This window comes from Leptospiraceae bacterium, from assembly GCA_025059995.1.
Lineage (GTDB): Bacteria > Spirochaetota > Leptospiria > Leptospirales > Leptonemataceae > SKYB61.
The window spans coordinates 53,332-69,145 of the sequence record JANXCF010000009.1 but is presented as its reverse complement, the minus strand read 5'-3'; the positions used below and the strand labels follow the sequence as shown (position 1 = coordinate 69,145).

Below are 15,814 nucleotides of genomic sequence, written 5' to 3'. Positions count from 1 at the left end.
ACTTTAGAGTCAATTTTTTTTCGATATTTTGATATGTTTTTAGGATAAATAGTATAAGTATTCTATTAATTTATATAGTGTGATGGATAAAGCTTGGTGGACGTTCAATGATTCGGTGTGACCAAGTTGAGGGATTTTTAACCAAAAGTCCGCTTCTTTTAATAAGATGTCTTTGATGCCATCGCCTTCAGAACCAACCATCAAAATGTATTTTTGATCTTTGGGTAGTTTATGCATCTCATAAAGAAAAATGGTTTTTTCTGATTCTTTGGGAGAGGTAGCTAATATCCAATAGGATTGCTTTTTTGCCTCAAGGATGAGGTTAAGAGCATTTGCATATTCAAATGCTGGAATGTAGATGAGAGAAGAGGTGGCCACTTTTTGGACTGTGTCATTTATGCGAGCTCCTTTCCCTGTGATAAAAATTCCCATCGCACCAAGAGCTTCTGAACTTCGAATAATACTTCCTAAGTTGTGGGGATCTTGAACATTGTCAGTAAGAACGTAAATTCCCGGATAATCTCGTAGAAGTTTTTTGATTGCTATGGTTTTTGGTGGTCTGGATTTTCCGTTTTTTAAAGAGATCAAAACTTCTTTTTTCTCATGAAAGTAAAGAATAATACCTTGATGATTTTCTTTTGTAATTTGATCCAGCTCATCAATGGATTTGTATTCGATTTTATTTTCTAATTTAAATTTACAAATTTCTTTTAAGATTTCTTTGGAAAAGTTGGGTTTTACAAAAATCTTTTCTACTTCGAAGTGTTCAGGATGTTTTGAATAAAGTTTGAGGAACTCCAAACATCCTTTTTTACCTAAGATTTGTTTTGGAGAATTTCCCATTTCGTTCCAGTGGGGGTATCGAGTAAGATGATCCCTTCTTTTTTGAGTTCTTCTCGGATTTGATCAGCTTTAGAAAAATCTTTTTGTTTTCTTGCCAAGTTTCGCTCTTGGATTTTGGACTCAATCCATTGGATTTTTTCTACACTCAGCTGTGAGGATAAAGAAATATCAAAATCAAATAATCCAAGAACCGTATTGATGGCGTAGAGAACTAAAAGATAATCCTTCAAGTGTTGTTGAAACTCAGGTTGTTGGATGTTTTGAAGTTCAATCTTATCAAGAAGTAAATTGACTTCATGAATCAAATCAAACAAAGCAGCTAAACCCTTCGAGATGTTCAAATCGTCATCCATTGCTTCGATAAAGTTCTTTAATGGATTATATGCTGGTGAATCAGAAGAAACTAATTGTTCGTTTTTTCTACCCGGAGGATGGGGATCTTGTTGTTTCTTGTTTTCGTAAACTTGAATCAACTTTTCGGTGTTCCATTCTTCTGAGTAAAGGTCCTTCAATACTTTGAGAATTCGATTAATGGTATTTTGTATTTTGGTGATATTCGTGTGGGCTTGTTCAACTTGATCAAAAGTGAAATTGAGTTTTTGTCGATAGTGGGTAGCTAAAAGGACATATCGTATTGCTTTTGCGATTGAACCGTTGTTGACTAAATCTAATAACCACTCAGGAGCTCGATTTTCTTCTAAAAGCTTTTGGACTCCTTCTTTTGTCACTAAATCCCGTAAAGTGTAAAAATTCCCCAGTGATTTGGACATCTTTTTCCCGTTTACAAGTAAGTGTTCGTTGTGCATCCAATACTTGACGAAGTTTTCATTTGGGTATGCACCTTCACTTTGGGCAATTTCGTTTTCGTGGTGAGGAAAGATCAAATCCACACCGCCAATATGAATATCAATCCCACCTTTGCCGTAGATACCCCGTATCATGGCTGAACATTCAATATGCCAACCTGGTCTTCCTTCTCCATAAGGCGAGTTCCACCTTGGCTCATTTTCCATCGTGGGTTTTTTCCACAGAGCAAAGTCTCGAACATCTTCTTTTGTGTATTCATCAACATCGAATCTTTGAGAAGCTCCTGCCATCAGACTTGCCTTATCAATTTTGGATAGCTTTCCGTAGTCAGGAAAAGAAGAGATCCGATAATAAACACTCCCATCGACTGTATATATGTGTCCATGACGTTCGAGTTCTTTTATGATTTCAATCATTTGAGGAATGTAGTCAGTAGCTCTGGGACGATGTTCCACTGGTTCAATATTCAATGTTTGTAAATCTTCTAAGAATGCTTGGGTATAAACACTCGTGAATTCATAAATACTTTTATTTTCTTTTATAGCATTTTGGATGATTTTATCATCGATGTCTGTTATATTGGAAGTATGATTCAACACATAACCTCGAAATTTTAGGTATCTTCTCAAAATGTCGACAAAAACATATGAACGAAAATTTCCGATATGGTTGTAGTTATAAACTGTCGGACCGCAGTTATAGATTTTGACATTATAAGGATCATGGGGTTCAAATTCTTCCTTTTGTTGAGTAAGAGTGTTGAATATCTTCATTAAAAGAAAAAAAAAGAACGTAAGATTATTCGTCAAGAAAAAATATAATTTTTATCTAAAAGATAATGGAGTGAATTATTTAGTCGTTTTTTTCAAAAATTTAAACCTAAAAAATCAAAACCTATAGATTTAAAATTTTCGCTTTTATGAAAAGTCTTGACTATTCATTTCCGTAATATAAATTAGTAGAACGTATGAAATTAATCAAAGGGAATTTAGATTCTCCATCGGGGAATTTGATAGCCTTTAGTGAAGTCAAAGGTTATAATCCAATTGACCCAAAAGCAAAGATCTTAGCCGTTCACATTGTTGTAAGTCCACTCTCAGCTCATTCTTACAACTATCCTGTTGTGGTTTTTCCTGTTTCAACCTTTCCTGATAAGGAGTTGTTTTTTCAAACCATAGAATTTATCGAAAATTGTGATGTCATTCAATTAGAAGATTTTAGAATGCCTGAGGATGAAGATGAAGATGAATATTTAAAAAAAAGAATGAAAATGCTTAATTCAGTAGTTCAAGAGTATGTGGATGCTTATCAAAAAAAATATGCAAAGCAATTTCAAGAACAAGATATTGCCATTTTTGATTTCTTGTTTGATTTAGAGCAAATTTCACTAAACAAAAAAAGGGTTCACCAAAAAGTGAATCAAAAAAGGAAAAAATCAAATCCCGAAAGAAACCTAAACTTAGAAATAAGTCTCAAAACATTAGAAGAACTCATCAATCAAAAAGAAAAAAACAAAAGAGGAAGACCCTCAAAAAAACAAAAAGTAATTTCTAAAGAAGAAATAGAAAAATACCAACCTTATATAACGTTCATCAAAAACTATCATCCTGAGATTGATATTATCAACTTCGAAAAAGCCATAGAGGATCAAAATCTTCAGCTCGCAAATTTGTATCTTCAGAAATATTACGCTATTTTAGAAGAACGTTATGAAACAGCGCAGTATTTTCAAAATCGTATCAAGGAATTAGAGAAAAAGTAAAAGTATTTCAATGACTGACTATGCTACTGAGGAGGGCACTAAACGTTATTTTGAAAAAATCTTAAAAAGATACCCACAATATCAAAACACAACTCTATTTCGAAAGATACCTCATCTTGATTTTTTTCCTTCATTGATAGGTTTTGGCACTTACCGAGTTCATTATCAAAAAAGAGAACATTTTGAGTCCATAAGGGAAGCAATTCTTGGTGGAGTGAATGTGATTGATACCGCAAGCAATTTTTCTGATGGTGGAGCTGAAGTTCTGATTGGCAACGTCTTAAATGAGTTACTTCAAGCTAAGCGCATCCAAAGAGATGAGGTGGTTATCATATCAAAAGCCGGTTATCATCAAGGGAAGCAAATCAAATTGTTTTCAGAAAAGAAGTTTCGAGACATGTTTCTTCTGGGGGACAGGCTTTATTATTGCATTCATCCTGATTTTTTGGAACTTCAAATCCAACTTTCTTTGAAACGTTTAAAACTCCGAACATTGGATGTTTTTTTATTAAATAATCCCGAATTGCTTTTGAAAGTCCACGAAGACGAAAAAGTCGTTTTGAAAAAAATAGAGTCTGCTTTTGATTTTTTAGAAAAATTACGATCCCAAAAACTCATACGCTATTATGGAATCTCATCAAATGGTTTAGTTTATCCACGAAATCATCCAGAATTCCTCGATTTTACTAAAATCATGAAAATTGCCAAAGAAGGTTTTAAAGTTTTACAATTTCCTGCCAATTTATTAGAAACTGGATTTCAGTCTTCTTATCTTCCCTATCAAGGGAAATCTCTTATTGATTTAGCAAATGAAAAAAACCTTTGGGTCATATCCCAAAGACCGTTTAATGCTATTTTTAAAGAAAAGGTTTTTCGTTTTGCAACACTACCCCAAAGGAATTTTGAACAAGATAAAGAACCCGAGACTTATCTTTCTTTTTTAGAAGAACAAATCCTTTATCTTGAGGATTTAATTAGAAAAGAACTTTCTTCTAAATATTTTGAATATCGAGATGAGCTTTCCCCCTATGAGGTGTTAAAATTTTATCGAGATCGTATTGAGGACCCTGAAGTTGTCTTTGAATTCATAAAAGAAATTTCTCATTATATTCGTAAAAGTGTATCTCAGCTTCGGTTTTTCTTAGAAATCCATAAACTTCAAAACTCCGAGATAAAAATTATATTTGATATGTATATAAAGTATTTGAATGCATATTTAGGGTATTTGCCGAAGTATGTTCTCTATAAAAATCACCTCAAGATGGAAAAGATTGAAAGGACGTTAGCAAAACTTCATCCAGTTTTGAGTCAGATGCCTTTGTCTCTTCAAGTTGTTTATTTGTTATTGAATTTTGGGATTTCAACGGTTTTGATAGGAATGAGAAAAGTGTCCTACGTTCAACAAATGCTGGAAGTATTTACTTTCCCTTTGACAGACAAAAAAATCCTTGATGCAAAATCAAAAAAATAGAAAACTTAAATTTATGACGGAAACTCAAAAACGTTTACTTGAACAATACAACAAAGCCTTGTCTTTATACAAAAAACGAAGATGGGAAGAAGCCCTAAAAGAATTCGAAGAAGCTTTAAAAATTGTCCCTAATGATGGACCATCCCTCCTTTACATCGAAAGATGCAAAGAATACATAAAAAATCCTCCACCAGAAGATTGGGATGGAGTCTTCGTTATGAAGACAAAATAGTATTTGCTATTCTCATTCCTTTTAAAAATTTGAATCAATGGCAAAGAAAACCCTTTTGACGGAAAATACCAATATACAAACAATTTTTGAAGAGGGAACGCATTTTAGCGGTATATTAGAGTTCGAAAAGCCTTTGTTGATAAACGGTTATTTTGAAGGAGAAATCCGTTCTAAAGGAACATTGATTGTTGGAGAAAAAGGGAAATTAAAAGCAAACATCAAAGCAGGCACAGTAATAATAGGAGGCGAAGTGATTGGAAACATTGAGGCTTTTGAAAAAATCGAAATGCTTAACACAGGAAAAATCATTGGAAACATTCGCACATCAAGGTTGTATATTGCCGAAGGTGTGATTTTCGATGGTAATTGTGAAATGCTAACTGAAGATCAAATCAATGAATTAAAAACTTCTTTATAGTTTTGAGCAACCTTTTTCCAACTCCACAGTTCAGTAGGGAAGTTAACAGGTGGAAGCTTTTGATTCCTATGAAGTTGAACAAAGTCTTTTATCGTTTCTGCCCAAGCTTTTGTATCATAAGGTGATAGAAATATACCGTAGTCTTTTGCGATTTCTTTGAAGCAAGGTATGTCCGAAAGGATAACATGTTTTTGAAAACTCAGAGCTTCTAATACCGGCAAACCAAAACCTTCGTAAAGAGAAGGCATACAGAAAAACGCCGCATGATAATACAAAGAATATAGTTGCTGATCATTAATGTTATCAAGAACATAGATGGATTGGGTTTTTTTTGTGAACTCATCTAGTTTTTTATAAAAAGACGAAGTTTCCCAACCTCTTTTCCCAACTATCACTAAACTATAGGCTTGTTCTTTTTCTTGTTGATAATATTGATAATACGCTTCTAATAGGGTAGTATAATTTTTTCGTGGTTCAATAGTGGATACAGAAAGAATATAGGGTTGTTTGATAGAAATGGGAATTTCTTTAGAAAACTCTTTTGGAGGATCAAACCCCAAATGGATTACTTTTAGATGTTTCTTATGGTTTTTTAGATATAACTTTACTAAGTCATCTTGAGTTTGATGAGAAATACTAATAAAAAAATCTGCTTTTTGGAAGCTCTGCCTCATGAGGAGTCGTTGTTGAAAAAGGGCAATCTTTCTCATGGAGTCCGGATAATAATAAGAAACAAAATCTAAAATTGTAAGGACCTTTTTTATGTTTTTTGACAAAAAAGGAGGAATTGTCTGTTGAGTTCCCCAATAAATTTTGGGTTTCAGTTTTCGAATTTCCCTAGGGAAATGAAAGATATACCAAGAACCACCTTTTTTAAAAAGAGATTGATTTTCATGCCACACTACATTGGGTTTTTTTAATAAAAACTTAAAATCATCATGAATTGGTAGATGAGAAAACAAATGAAATTCAAAATCCATATCAAAATTTTCAATAATTTTACTTATTAATCTAGATATACCACTAACAGGAGAACTTAAAGGTCTTCCGTCAACCGCAACCAAGTGAGGCATCTTTATTTTTGAGGACCTAAGGGAGGTTTTTTATTGATTTTTTGTTCTTTCTTATATCGATGTATGGAGTTTTTATTAGTGATGATTTTTTTGGTGGGCATGGTTTTTTTGGTTTGTTTTTGCTGTTTTTCTTTCTTTTTTTTGGATTTCTTTTTTTTCTTATGAGGTATAATTGTGGATATGGCATGTTTATAAATGATCATATTTGCTTTTGATGTTTTTACTAAAAGACAAAAGACATCATAGCGAATGATTTTCCCAAAGATGATGTTTCCATTTTTGAGAAAGATTTGAACAGGAAGTCTTCTTTTTCTCGCTTTGCTTATGACTTGGTTTTGTTCTACAGCTCCAAATTTCTTTGGCATTTCTTGATCCTCAAAGACTAAGATGCTTTCAATAAGGTATGTTTTTTACTCAATTCCATATTGCAATAACTTTTTCTTATATAATTGGATTTCGGACTCCAATCTCGTAACAGAAGATAAATTATGTAATAAGTTTTGGTCTCGGAATAAATAAAGATAATTGTAAAGATTTTTCACCAGTTCTTCTAATCCATTTTTGACGGTCATATTATTGATTCTTCCAATAGCAATGATTTTTGAGTCTGCATAAGGTAGAAATCTCGGTTCTATTACTATTTCCTCAATAGGAATGAATTTGCTTCTCACAACTGATTCTTTTAGCTTACCTTTTGATTCTAATTCTACTGCTTCTTCGTGATTTGCTATAACGACTTTTAGAAAATTTACCATTCGATTAGAAAATGTGCTGAATTTAAGTACAATCTTAATAAGGTTTTGATATATAATATCACTACCTTTGTTTTTCATTGCTGCATAAAAATTATGGAAATTGATTTGGGCATTTTTGTATTGCTTTAGAAATTCATTCAATTCTGAAAGAATTTCCGAAAATAATTCCATTTCTTTCTTAAAAACATTTGGTTTAAAAATGTTTACATCCAAACTTTGACCTTTTACATCTTGAATTGTTACGGTGGAAGAAAAGAAATTAGCAAAATTTATGTCAAAATCTTGTGTGATAATTCCTAATAATCTATGTGGCTCTGAAATATAGTTTTTAATTAATTCTTTTGTAATTCTTTGCTCACCATATTGTCTTCGCAAAACATAAAATACAATATTATTAAGAAATTCAGTGTTTATTCTTCCATTTTCATTGATAAGAAAGTATTTATTTTTTATGTATTGTATGTCTTTGATTTTCTCCTCTCTTTTTTGAATTTCAAGTTTTAATTTTTCAACTCTTTGATGGATGATCTTCAATATTTTTTCAGGTGCTCTATATCTATCAACTACAGGTTTTCTTATGTTTAATTCTTTTAGGAGATCCTGCCATGTTAAAATTTTTCTTCTTTCCAAAACATAAAATGACAAGATAATATCAGTAAACTTTGGTCTTCGATTCTCTAACGTTGATAGAATTCTCAATACAGAAATGGTATTTGCTAAGTAAGGAGTTACCTCTTTTTGTTTTTTTAGCCAATCTATAAATTCTTCCTCAAGCATCTTTTTCAAATCCGGGAATAGAAGTAAATTAGCATATAGAACTTGCATTTTTAATGTTTGTTGTATTATCACAGAAACAGGGTCTTGCTTTCGGAATAGAACAGGCACTTTCAAATATTCTTGAAGAAACTGATAAAGAGTGATGATGATATTGTATTTTGATGGGGGAAAGTCTTCCCATCCCTTGTGAATAAAAAAAGAAACGGATTTTAAAAAATCAATAATTTGTTTTTCCTCAAACAAATTAAAACTGCGTTCTACGTTGGGAGATAATTTTAAATTTAGACCAAATATACCATGAATTAACGTTCCTGTCCTCTCTCCCCATCTTGGTATTTCACCACCTTTGAATAAGCTATTAAGAAAATTTGTTTTTGATTTGGTTTTTTGTAATTTTCCATTGATTTTAGGCACATCAATAGTTGGTGGATTATCTTGTTCAATGTAGCTTTTTCTTTCTTTTTCTTTTTGATATTGAAGGTCCAATTCTTGGATTTTTTGAATGCGAACAAAGATATCTGAATATTTTTGAACAATTTCATCGACTTTACTTTTCAATTCTGGTGGACGAGGTTTTTTGTAGAGCTCGCCAAAAATTTTATAGGCTTGTGTTTTCGTTAGAGGTTCATTCATAATTTACTATAAATTAGACTAAAGGAATGTTTCTTTTGTTAATCAATTTCTCAGATTAAGAGGATTGTCAACAGTTCTTGAACCAGCCGGTGGTTTGTAAGAAAACATACTTGATGATATATTATTTAAAAGAACAATTTGAGAAAAACGGTAAGTCAATGTTTTATCTTTGTTTATGAATTGTATGTTAGTAGGGAATAGATTATGATTCCAAGTAATAATGATTTTTTCGTAAGGTTTTTTTGAAGGTGGTTCTATGATGGCTTTGTTGCCCTGGATGTTATATGGATATTTTAGGATCCAACTTAATCCACCTCCCTCTTCTCTGTCTTGTCTTCCTGCTACCTTTGTTGATGGATCAAACACAAGGATTGATTTCACATTTCCGGCAATCACTCGACCATCATTCAATCGAAAGTGGATATTCCCCTTTTGGTAATAGATTTCTCCTTTGATAGTTTGTTGATTAAGTTCAATTGCTAAATGAGCCTTAAATGTAGAGGATTGAAATTGATGAACCAATTCCTCTAATACATCTGCCTTTACATAAACAGGAAAAAACAGAATAAGAAAAAATGTGAGAAACTTTCGCCTCATGTTCAATTTCAAGAAGGGAACATCCCTTCTATGATATTCCATATAATTTTTTGATTTCTTCAGTCATAGCTGGGACAACTTTAAATAAGTCATCCACAACACCATAAGTTGCAACTTTAAAGATATTAGCATCAGGGTCCTTGTTGATGGCTACTATGATCTTGGAAGATCCCATCCCTGCTAAATGTTGGATAGCTCCCGAAATACCACAAGCAATATAAAGATTAGGGGATACAGTTTTTCCTGTTTGTCCAACTTGATGACTGTGATCGATCCATCCTGCATCAACGGCAGCTCGACTTGCTCCTAAGGCAGCACCCAATACATCAGCTAATGCTTGAAGTACTGGCCAATTTTCTGGTCCTTTTATTCCACGTCCACCCGAAACTATAATAGAAGCTTCTGTTAATTGAATCTTTCCTGCTTCAACTTGTTGAATATTTGTAAGTTTTGCTTTAACATTACCTTCATCAATCACTTTGACTTCTAAGTTTTTCGGACCTTGATAATTTTCTATTAATTCTTGGGTATTGGGTCGGATTGTAACAACGATCGGAGTAGGAACTTGGATATTCGCAAAGGCTTTTCCTGAATAAATGGGCTTTTTTACTTGGATTGATTCAATATTGCCTTTGATTTCAACAACATCAGCAATAATGTTTGCTCCTAATTGTATAGCGACTCTACCAGCATAATCTTTCCCAAGGATTGAATGAGGAATTAAAATCACCTTGGCACTTTTTTCTTTGGCAACAGCTGTAATTATATTTGCCCATGCTTCCGCTGAGTATTCTTTCCCATCGATTTTGACTACGTTATCGGCACCAGCTTGAAAGAGTTCTTGGGAATGTTGTTCTGTTCCATTTATAAGTATAGCAGTAACTTGATCTTGTAGTTTTCTTCCAGCTGAAACTAATTCCTTTGATATTTTTTTGAGGCTTCCATTTTTTAATTCAGCGATTGTGATTACTGACATTTCTTTCCTCCTGATGAATTCTTTAGTTATATCACTTTTGCTTCCTCTCGTAAAAGCCGAACTAGTTCTTTGGCTTTAGCTTCTGGTGTTTCACCGTCAATGATCCTTCCAGGTGGTCTTGGCGGTGGTGGTTCTATGGAAATGATCTGGATTCTGGGAATATTTAAGCCCAAAGTATCGACTTCAATCACTTCAATGTTTTTTTTCTTTGCGGCTAGAATTCCTTTTAATGTAGGGTATTTAGGTTCGTTAAGTTTTTTTGTTGCTGTTATGACAACAGGCAATTCTGTTTCTACATCAGCAATACCACCTTCAATTTCTCTTGTTACTTTGACTTTTGAATTTTGGATTTCAACTTTGATCGCATTATTAATGTTGGGAATACCTAAAATTTGAGCAATCATTGCTGGAACCATAGAAGATTGGGAGTCAATAGCAATGTGTCCGGTTAAGATTACATCAGGATTTTCTTTTTTCAAAACTGCAGCTAAAACATTTGCTGTGTAGAAAATATCAAGTGTATTGTAGGAAGTATCACGAATATGTAAACCTTTATCAACTCCGAAAGCATAAGCGGTTCGGATTGCTTCTTGCACTCGGTCTGGTCCCAATGAAATGGCAACAACTTCGGCTTTATGCTTTTCTCGAATACGTAGGGCTTCTTCCAATGCGTGTTCGTCAAAAGGGGAGACAATCCATTTAATACCACTTTCATTGATTTTATTGCCAGAAATCTTAGCACTAATTTGGGTTTCAGTGTCAGGAACTTGCTTAATCAGAACAGCAATCTTCATAATCCACTCCTACAAGTTATTATCAATACCTAAATGAATAAGATTCATTTAGATATTTTGATTGTAATTCTTGGACTAATTCTTTAAACAAAAATAACTTGTCAAGAAGATAAAGAAGATAAAAAGAGAATGAATTTTTGCGTGTAAGAAGCAATATTGACATTGCGTGTTGTTTGAATAGACATATTATCAGGATTTGACAAAGAAAAAAAATATGATAAATTAAGAAAGAAATCAAAACCGATAATAATTAAAAATTATGAAACAATTGAAAAAAAAAGAAAAAGATATTGAATGGGATAAAATATATTACAATCATGAGTTAAAAAAAGAATTTCATGAATTCATTTTGAATCTTTCAACAAAAGATTTACTTTGGCCAGAGGAATCAATTGATAAATTTCCCAAAAAATTCATACTAAGAAGAGATAACACTGTTTATGTCCCCTTTTGTTACTCTATTTTTGATAGGTTGCAATGTGTGGAATATAAATTAAGAAATTGGTTAGAAAACCAACTAGGCAGATATGAGCATCCTTATGTGACGTATTATTATCTTCAAAAATTTTGGGAAGAGTTGTATACCGAAACATTTGATAAATCTTTATCCCTTGCAACAATTGAAACTATTAAAGAAATCAAGCTGAAAAATAAATCAAAACGAGTACCGAAAGAAGAAAAAGAAGATTCTCATGAAAAAGAAATTTGGCTCCAACAAATCCAAAAACTCAAGCGAAAATTACAAGTTCCCAAGTCATGGAAAAACTATGATTCACAAAAAATTTTTCAGGAGATATTTGAAAATTTTGGTGAGTTATCATGGCAATACCACAAACTAGAAAAAGAGAAAATTAATTTAGAAATCGAACTAGAGAGATATAAAGAAATCCAAAATATCCCCATGGAATACAAAAAAGAAATTGAAAATTATAAAAATCAATCGAGTCAACTTCAAAAGGAACTTCTCCAAGAGCGCTCAAGAAATCAAATCTTAGAAAAAGAAATCCAACGCTTAACAGAAATGATTATTGAAAATCCCACAATCATGAATCAGCAAGAAGAGCTGGAAAGTTTGAAAAAAGAATATCAACTTTTAATGGAAAAATACGATCTTTTGGTTTCGAAAAATATAGAATTACGAAATCATATTGAACAGCTAAATCAAGTTAGATCTTTACATGAAATCTTAAACCGCATACGGGATAGAGTCAATAAAATCATTCGAACGGGTGGGCTTTCAGAAGAGGTGATGATCATTAAAATCAAAAATGAAATCGATGAGTTACAAAGAGCAAGGCTCTATTTGGGAAAGGCTTTATACGACATCGGTTTACTGTATTTACGACTAGGACGAAAAGAAGAAGCTTTTCGTGAATTGCGAGCTGCACGGGAATTGGGGGTTGAGGATCCAGAAGTCAATCGTTTCATCAATCAAAATCTATAGTATTTCTTTTCAACCATGAAAATCTTGATCCAACGGGTAAAAGAAGCTTCTGTATTTTTGCCCGAAGAAAAAGTCATCAAAGCCAAAATCCACAAGGGGCTTTTGGTATTCATTGGTTTTTGCAAAGAGGATACAACGAAGACCGAAATTGATTACGGAAAAATTGCCAAGAAAACTTTAAATTTGCGAATTTTCGAAGATGAAAACAAAAAGATGAATTTGAGTGTGATCGACATTCAAGGGCAGATTCTTTTAGTTTCCCAATTCACTCTTTGTGGGGATCCCTATCAAGGAAATCGACCTTCTTTCACAAATGCGATGCCAATCGAAGAAGCAAAAACTCATTATGAAAAATTTTGTAGTATTTTCAAAATGTCTTATCTTGAATTATACAAAGAAAAATTTCAACAAACGATAAGTGATAAAACTTTAGATTTCTTCGTTCAAACAGGGAAGTTTCAAGCAATGATGGATATCCCCCTTATCAACGATGGACCTGTGACTTTTTACTTGGAATTTTGATTACTTGTGGATGGCTTCTTTTTGCACATCTAAAGCGGCTTCTTTGATTACTTCAATCAAATTAGGATGAGAATGAAAAGATCTGCCTAGATCTTCAGAAGAAGCTCCGAATTCCATAGCAATCACAGCCTCCCCCAAGAGCTCTGAAGCATAAGGTCCTATAATCGAAACCCCTAAGATTTTATCGGTTTTTTTATCGGCAACGATTTTGACCTGTCCTTCGGTTTCTCCCATACCTTTAGCTCTTCCATTTGCTCGAAATAAAAACGTTCCTACTAGAAATTCTTTTCCTTCTTGTGTTAGTTGATCCTCATTTTTTCCGACCCACGCAATCTCTGGCCAAGTATAGATGACATAAGGGCAAAGATCATAGTTCACATGAGAATATTTATTGGCAATATAATTCGCTACTGCGATTCCTTCTTCTTCGGCTTTATGAGCAAGCATAGGTCCTTCAATCACATCACCTATTGCGAAGATACCTTTTCGGTTGGTTTCGTAATGTTGGTTGACTTTGATTCTTCCACGTTCGTTTTTTTCAATACCAAACGCTTCTAAGTTCAAACCTTCCGTATAGGGTTTTCGACCAATCGCGAAAAGAACCTTCTCGGTTTCGATTTCGATTATTTCGTTTGTCGGTGTTTCTATTTTCGAAATGACTCTGTTATTTTTGATGATGATTTCTTTTAGTTTGTGATTTAGCAAAAATCTCATTCCTTGTTTCGTGAAGGCATTTTTGGCTACCTGCCTCATCTTTGAGTCTAAACCCAAGAGAATGTCTGGTAAAATCTCAACGATTGTCACTTTAGTGCCCAATCGATTCCAAACAGAACCTAACTCTAATCCAATCACACCACCACCAATGACTAACATTGATTCTGGGATTTCTTTTAAAGATAAGGCATGATCAGAAATCAAAATATGCTCTCCATCAACATCCACAGGGATACCAATATCTTTGGGAAGGATTGAGGTTGAGCCAGTAGCTATGATACAATTTTTTGTTGTGAGAACTTGAGGTTGTTCATTTTGAACTAGGATTTGTATCTGTTCTTCCGAATGTGAGTGAATACTACCCACACCATGAAGTACCTCGATTTTATTTTTGTTCATCAAAAAACGAACACCATCCGTGAGTTCTTTGACTACTTGCTCTTTTCGTTTCATCATTTGAGATAAATCAACTTTTACGTCCGAAACAATGATCCCGTGTTCTTTGAAGGAATGTCGGATTTGATAAAACTTCTCCGTGCTATCAAGCAAAGCCTTTGACGGGATACAGCCAATATTCAAACACGTTCCGCCAAGGGTGGGGTTTTTCTCTATGATGGCTGTCTTAAATCCTAATTGGGCACAACGTATGGCACAAACATAACCTCCAGGACCACTACCAATAATAACGACATCAAATTTTTCTTGGTTCATAAGCTTCCCCTGTCTAGAGGTCTTTTAGAAGCAACGAAGAAAAAGGTTAGATTTCGAATAGCATTCTTTCAGGGTTTTCAACGCATTCTTTTACTCTGACTAAAAAGCTAACGGCTTCTTTTCCATCGATGATACGATGATCATAGGATAAGGCTAAATACATCATGGGTCGTATAACGATTTGATCATCAACAACAACAGGACGCTTTATGATGTTGTGCATTCCTAAAATTCCCACTTGAGGTGGATTAAGGATGGGAGTCGACATCATCGAACCATAAATCCCACCATTGGAAATAGTAAATGTTCCTCCTGCGAGTTCTTCGAGGGTGATGATTCCTTCCCGAACACGATTAGCCAATCGAGCAATTTCCATCTCAATCTCGGCAAAACTGAGTTGATCAGCGTTTCGAACTACAGGAACTACCAAACCCCTCGGACCACCGACCGCAACACCAATATCGTAATAATATTTATAGACAATGTTGTTATCACGTATCTCGGCATTGACAGCAGGAAATTCCTTTAGAGCAGTAACACAAGCCTTAACAAAAAACGACATGATTCCAAGCTTGATTCCGTATTTTTTTTGGAAGAGTTCATTATATTTTTGTCGATATTCCATGATTTTTGACATGTCGGCTTCATTGAAAGTGGTTAAGATAGCTGCGGTATGTTGGGCTTGCACCAAACGCTCGGCAATCTTCTGGCGAAGCCTACTCATGGGAACGACTTCTTCTCGTAATTCTCTTTTTTGTTTTAGAGTTGGTACTTCTTTCATTACGTTGGAGACGTTGGAGACACTAACGGGGATGGGTTCTTCTTTGGGTTGCATTTTTTGATTATTTTGCTTCTCTAAGTGTTTGATTACATCTTCTTTTGTGATTTGACCTCTTTTCCCCGTGCCTTCAATTTCTTCGATGTTGAGCTTTTGTTCAGCAACTAAACGTTGGACTGAAGGTGGTAGAGTGTCATTTTTTGTAGGCTCTACTTGAGATGGTGTTGGTGATTCTTTTTTTGGTTGTTCGATTGTAGATGATTGTTTTTCTTCCAAGATGGCAATTGTCTCATCGATTTTGACGTTTTCTCCTGCTTTCTTGAGAATTTGCATGAGAATTCCATTTGATGGACTTGGAACTTCCATCGTAACTTTGTCGCTTTCTAATGATACTAATATTTCACCTTGCTTTACAAAATCACCTTGGTTTTTGTACCATGAAGCAATGGTTGCTTCTGTGATGGACTCGCCTAATGGAGGGACTTTGATTGCGATACTCATACTCAC

General features: G+C 33.8%; 16 protein-coding genes. 6 read left to right on the top strand and 10 right to left on the bottom strand.

Features of this window, described 5'->3' with window-relative positions; genetic code table 11:
• Positions 1 to 39 precede the first annotated feature (39 nt).
• Together NZ853_10795 and cysS are read right to left on the bottom strand one after the other, a co-directional pair.
• A complete protein-coding gene (locus tag NZ853_10795) occupies positions 40 to 843 on the bottom strand; it encodes an RNA methyltransferase (GenBank protein MCS7206173.1) in 804 nt (267 codons plus the stop codon).
• A complete protein-coding gene (gene cysS, locus NZ853_10790; GenBank protein ID MCS7206172.1) occupies positions 816 to 2,423 on the bottom strand; it encodes a cysteine--tRNA ligase in 1,608 nt (535 codons plus the stop codon). Before cysS ends, NZ853_10795 begins: the two co-directional genes overlap by 28 nt.
• 194 nt (positions 2,424 to 2,617) lie before the next feature.
• Here cysS and NZ853_10785 point away from each other — a divergent pair, with 194 nt between their 5' ends.
• Genes NZ853_10785 through NZ853_10770 form a run of 4 tightly spaced genes read left to right on the top strand, consistent with a single transcriptional unit; the run spans position 2,618 to position 5,533 of the window.
• The gene (locus NZ853_10785) at positions 2,618 to 3,412 is read left to right on the top strand and encodes a hypothetical protein (GenBank protein MCS7206171.1); all 795 of its coding nucleotides are present in this window, start codon (positions 2,618 to 2,620) and stop codon (positions 3,410 to 3,412) included.
• A gap of 10 nt (positions 3,413 to 3,422) precedes the next feature.
• Positions 3,423 to 4,883 (top strand): aldo/keto reductase, encoded by a 1,461-nt coding sequence (locus NZ853_10780; GenBank protein MCS7206170.1) that lies wholly within the window; start codon positions 3,423 to 3,425, stop codon positions 4,881 to 4,883.
• A gap of 13 nt (positions 4,884 to 4,896) precedes the next feature.
• Positions 4,897 to 5,115, top strand: coding sequence for a tetratricopeptide repeat protein (locus tag NZ853_10775; protein ID MCS7206169.1), 219 nt, complete (start codon positions 4,897 to 4,899; stop codon positions 5,113 to 5,115).
• A 37-nt stretch (positions 5,116 to 5,152) separates the two neighbouring features.
• Positions 5,153 to 5,533: a polymer-forming cytoskeletal protein gene (locus NZ853_10770; protein ID MCS7206168.1), complete on the top strand. Its 381-nt coding sequence runs from the start codon at positions 5,153 to 5,155 to the stop codon at positions 5,531 to 5,533.
• Here the strand turns inward: NZ853_10770 and NZ853_10765 are convergent.
• Genes NZ853_10765 through NZ853_10740 form a run of 6 tightly spaced genes read right to left on the bottom strand, consistent with a single transcriptional unit; the run spans position 5,503 to position 11,138 of the window.
• Entirely contained in the window at positions 5,503 to 6,606 is a 1,104-nt protein-coding gene (locus NZ853_10765; GenBank protein ID MCS7206167.1) for a glycosyltransferase family 4 protein, read from the bottom strand. The two genes, NZ853_10770 and NZ853_10765, sit on opposite strands and share 31 nt — an antisense overlap.
• 2 nt (positions 6,607 to 6,608) lie before the next feature.
• Positions 6,609 to 6,971, bottom strand: coding sequence for an RNA chaperone Hfq (locus tag NZ853_10760; GenBank protein ID MCS7206166.1), 363 nt, complete (start codon positions 6,969 to 6,971; stop codon positions 6,609 to 6,611).
• 45 nt (positions 6,972 to 7,016) lie between these two features.
• On the bottom strand, positions 7,017 to 8,771 hold the full coding sequence (locus tag NZ853_10755) for a hypothetical protein (GenBank protein ID MCS7206165.1): 1,755 nt from the start codon (positions 8,769 to 8,771) through the stop codon (positions 7,017 to 7,019).
• Between the two features lie 42 nt (positions 8,772 to 8,813).
• Entirely contained in the window at positions 8,814 to 9,410 is a 597-nt protein-coding gene (locus NZ853_10750) for a hypothetical protein (protein MCS7206164.1), read from the bottom strand.
• Complete coding sequence (locus NZ853_10745; GenBank protein ID MCS7206163.1) at positions 9,397 to 10,344, bottom strand: electron transfer flavoprotein subunit alpha/FixB family protein; 948 nt, start codon at positions 10,342 to 10,344, stop codon at positions 9,397 to 9,399. The genes NZ853_10750 and NZ853_10745 overlap by 14 nt, the downstream gene beginning before the upstream one ends.
• 26 nt (positions 10,345 to 10,370) lie before the next feature.
• Positions 10,371 to 11,138, bottom strand: a complete 768-nt coding sequence (locus NZ853_10740; protein ID MCS7206162.1) for an electron transfer flavoprotein subunit beta/FixA family protein — start codon at positions 11,136 to 11,138, stop codon at positions 10,371 to 10,373.
• Positions 11,139 to 11,397: 259 nt separating this feature from the next.
• On the opposite strand from NZ853_10740, the gene NZ853_10735 reads away from it, so the two are divergent.
• Together NZ853_10735 and dtd are read left to right on the top strand one after the other, a co-directional pair.
• Positions 11,398 to 12,582: a hypothetical protein gene (locus NZ853_10735; protein MCS7206161.1), complete on the top strand. Its 1,185-nt coding sequence runs from the start codon at positions 11,398 to 11,400 to the stop codon at positions 12,580 to 12,582.
• A 15-nt stretch (positions 12,583 to 12,597) separates the two neighbouring features.
• Positions 12,598 to 13,104, top strand: coding sequence for a D-aminoacyl-tRNA deacylase (dtd, locus tag NZ853_10730; GenBank protein MCS7206160.1), 507 nt, complete (start codon positions 12,598 to 12,600; stop codon positions 13,102 to 13,104).
• On the opposite strand, the gene lpdA is transcribed toward dtd, so the two are convergent.
• The gene (gene lpdA / locus NZ853_10725) at positions 13,105 to 14,529 is read right to left on the bottom strand and encodes a dihydrolipoyl dehydrogenase (protein MCS7206159.1); all 1,425 of its coding nucleotides are present in this window, start codon (positions 14,527 to 14,529) and stop codon (positions 13,105 to 13,107) included.
• A 46-nt stretch (positions 14,530 to 14,575) separates the two neighbouring features.
• The gene (gene odhB, locus NZ853_10720; protein MCS7206158.1) at positions 14,576 to 15,808 is read right to left on the bottom strand and encodes a 2-oxoglutarate dehydrogenase complex dihydrolipoyllysine-residue succinyltransferase; all 1,233 of its coding nucleotides are present in this window, start codon (positions 15,806 to 15,808) and stop codon (positions 14,576 to 14,578) included.
• Positions 15,809 to 15,814 lie beyond the last annotated feature (6 nt).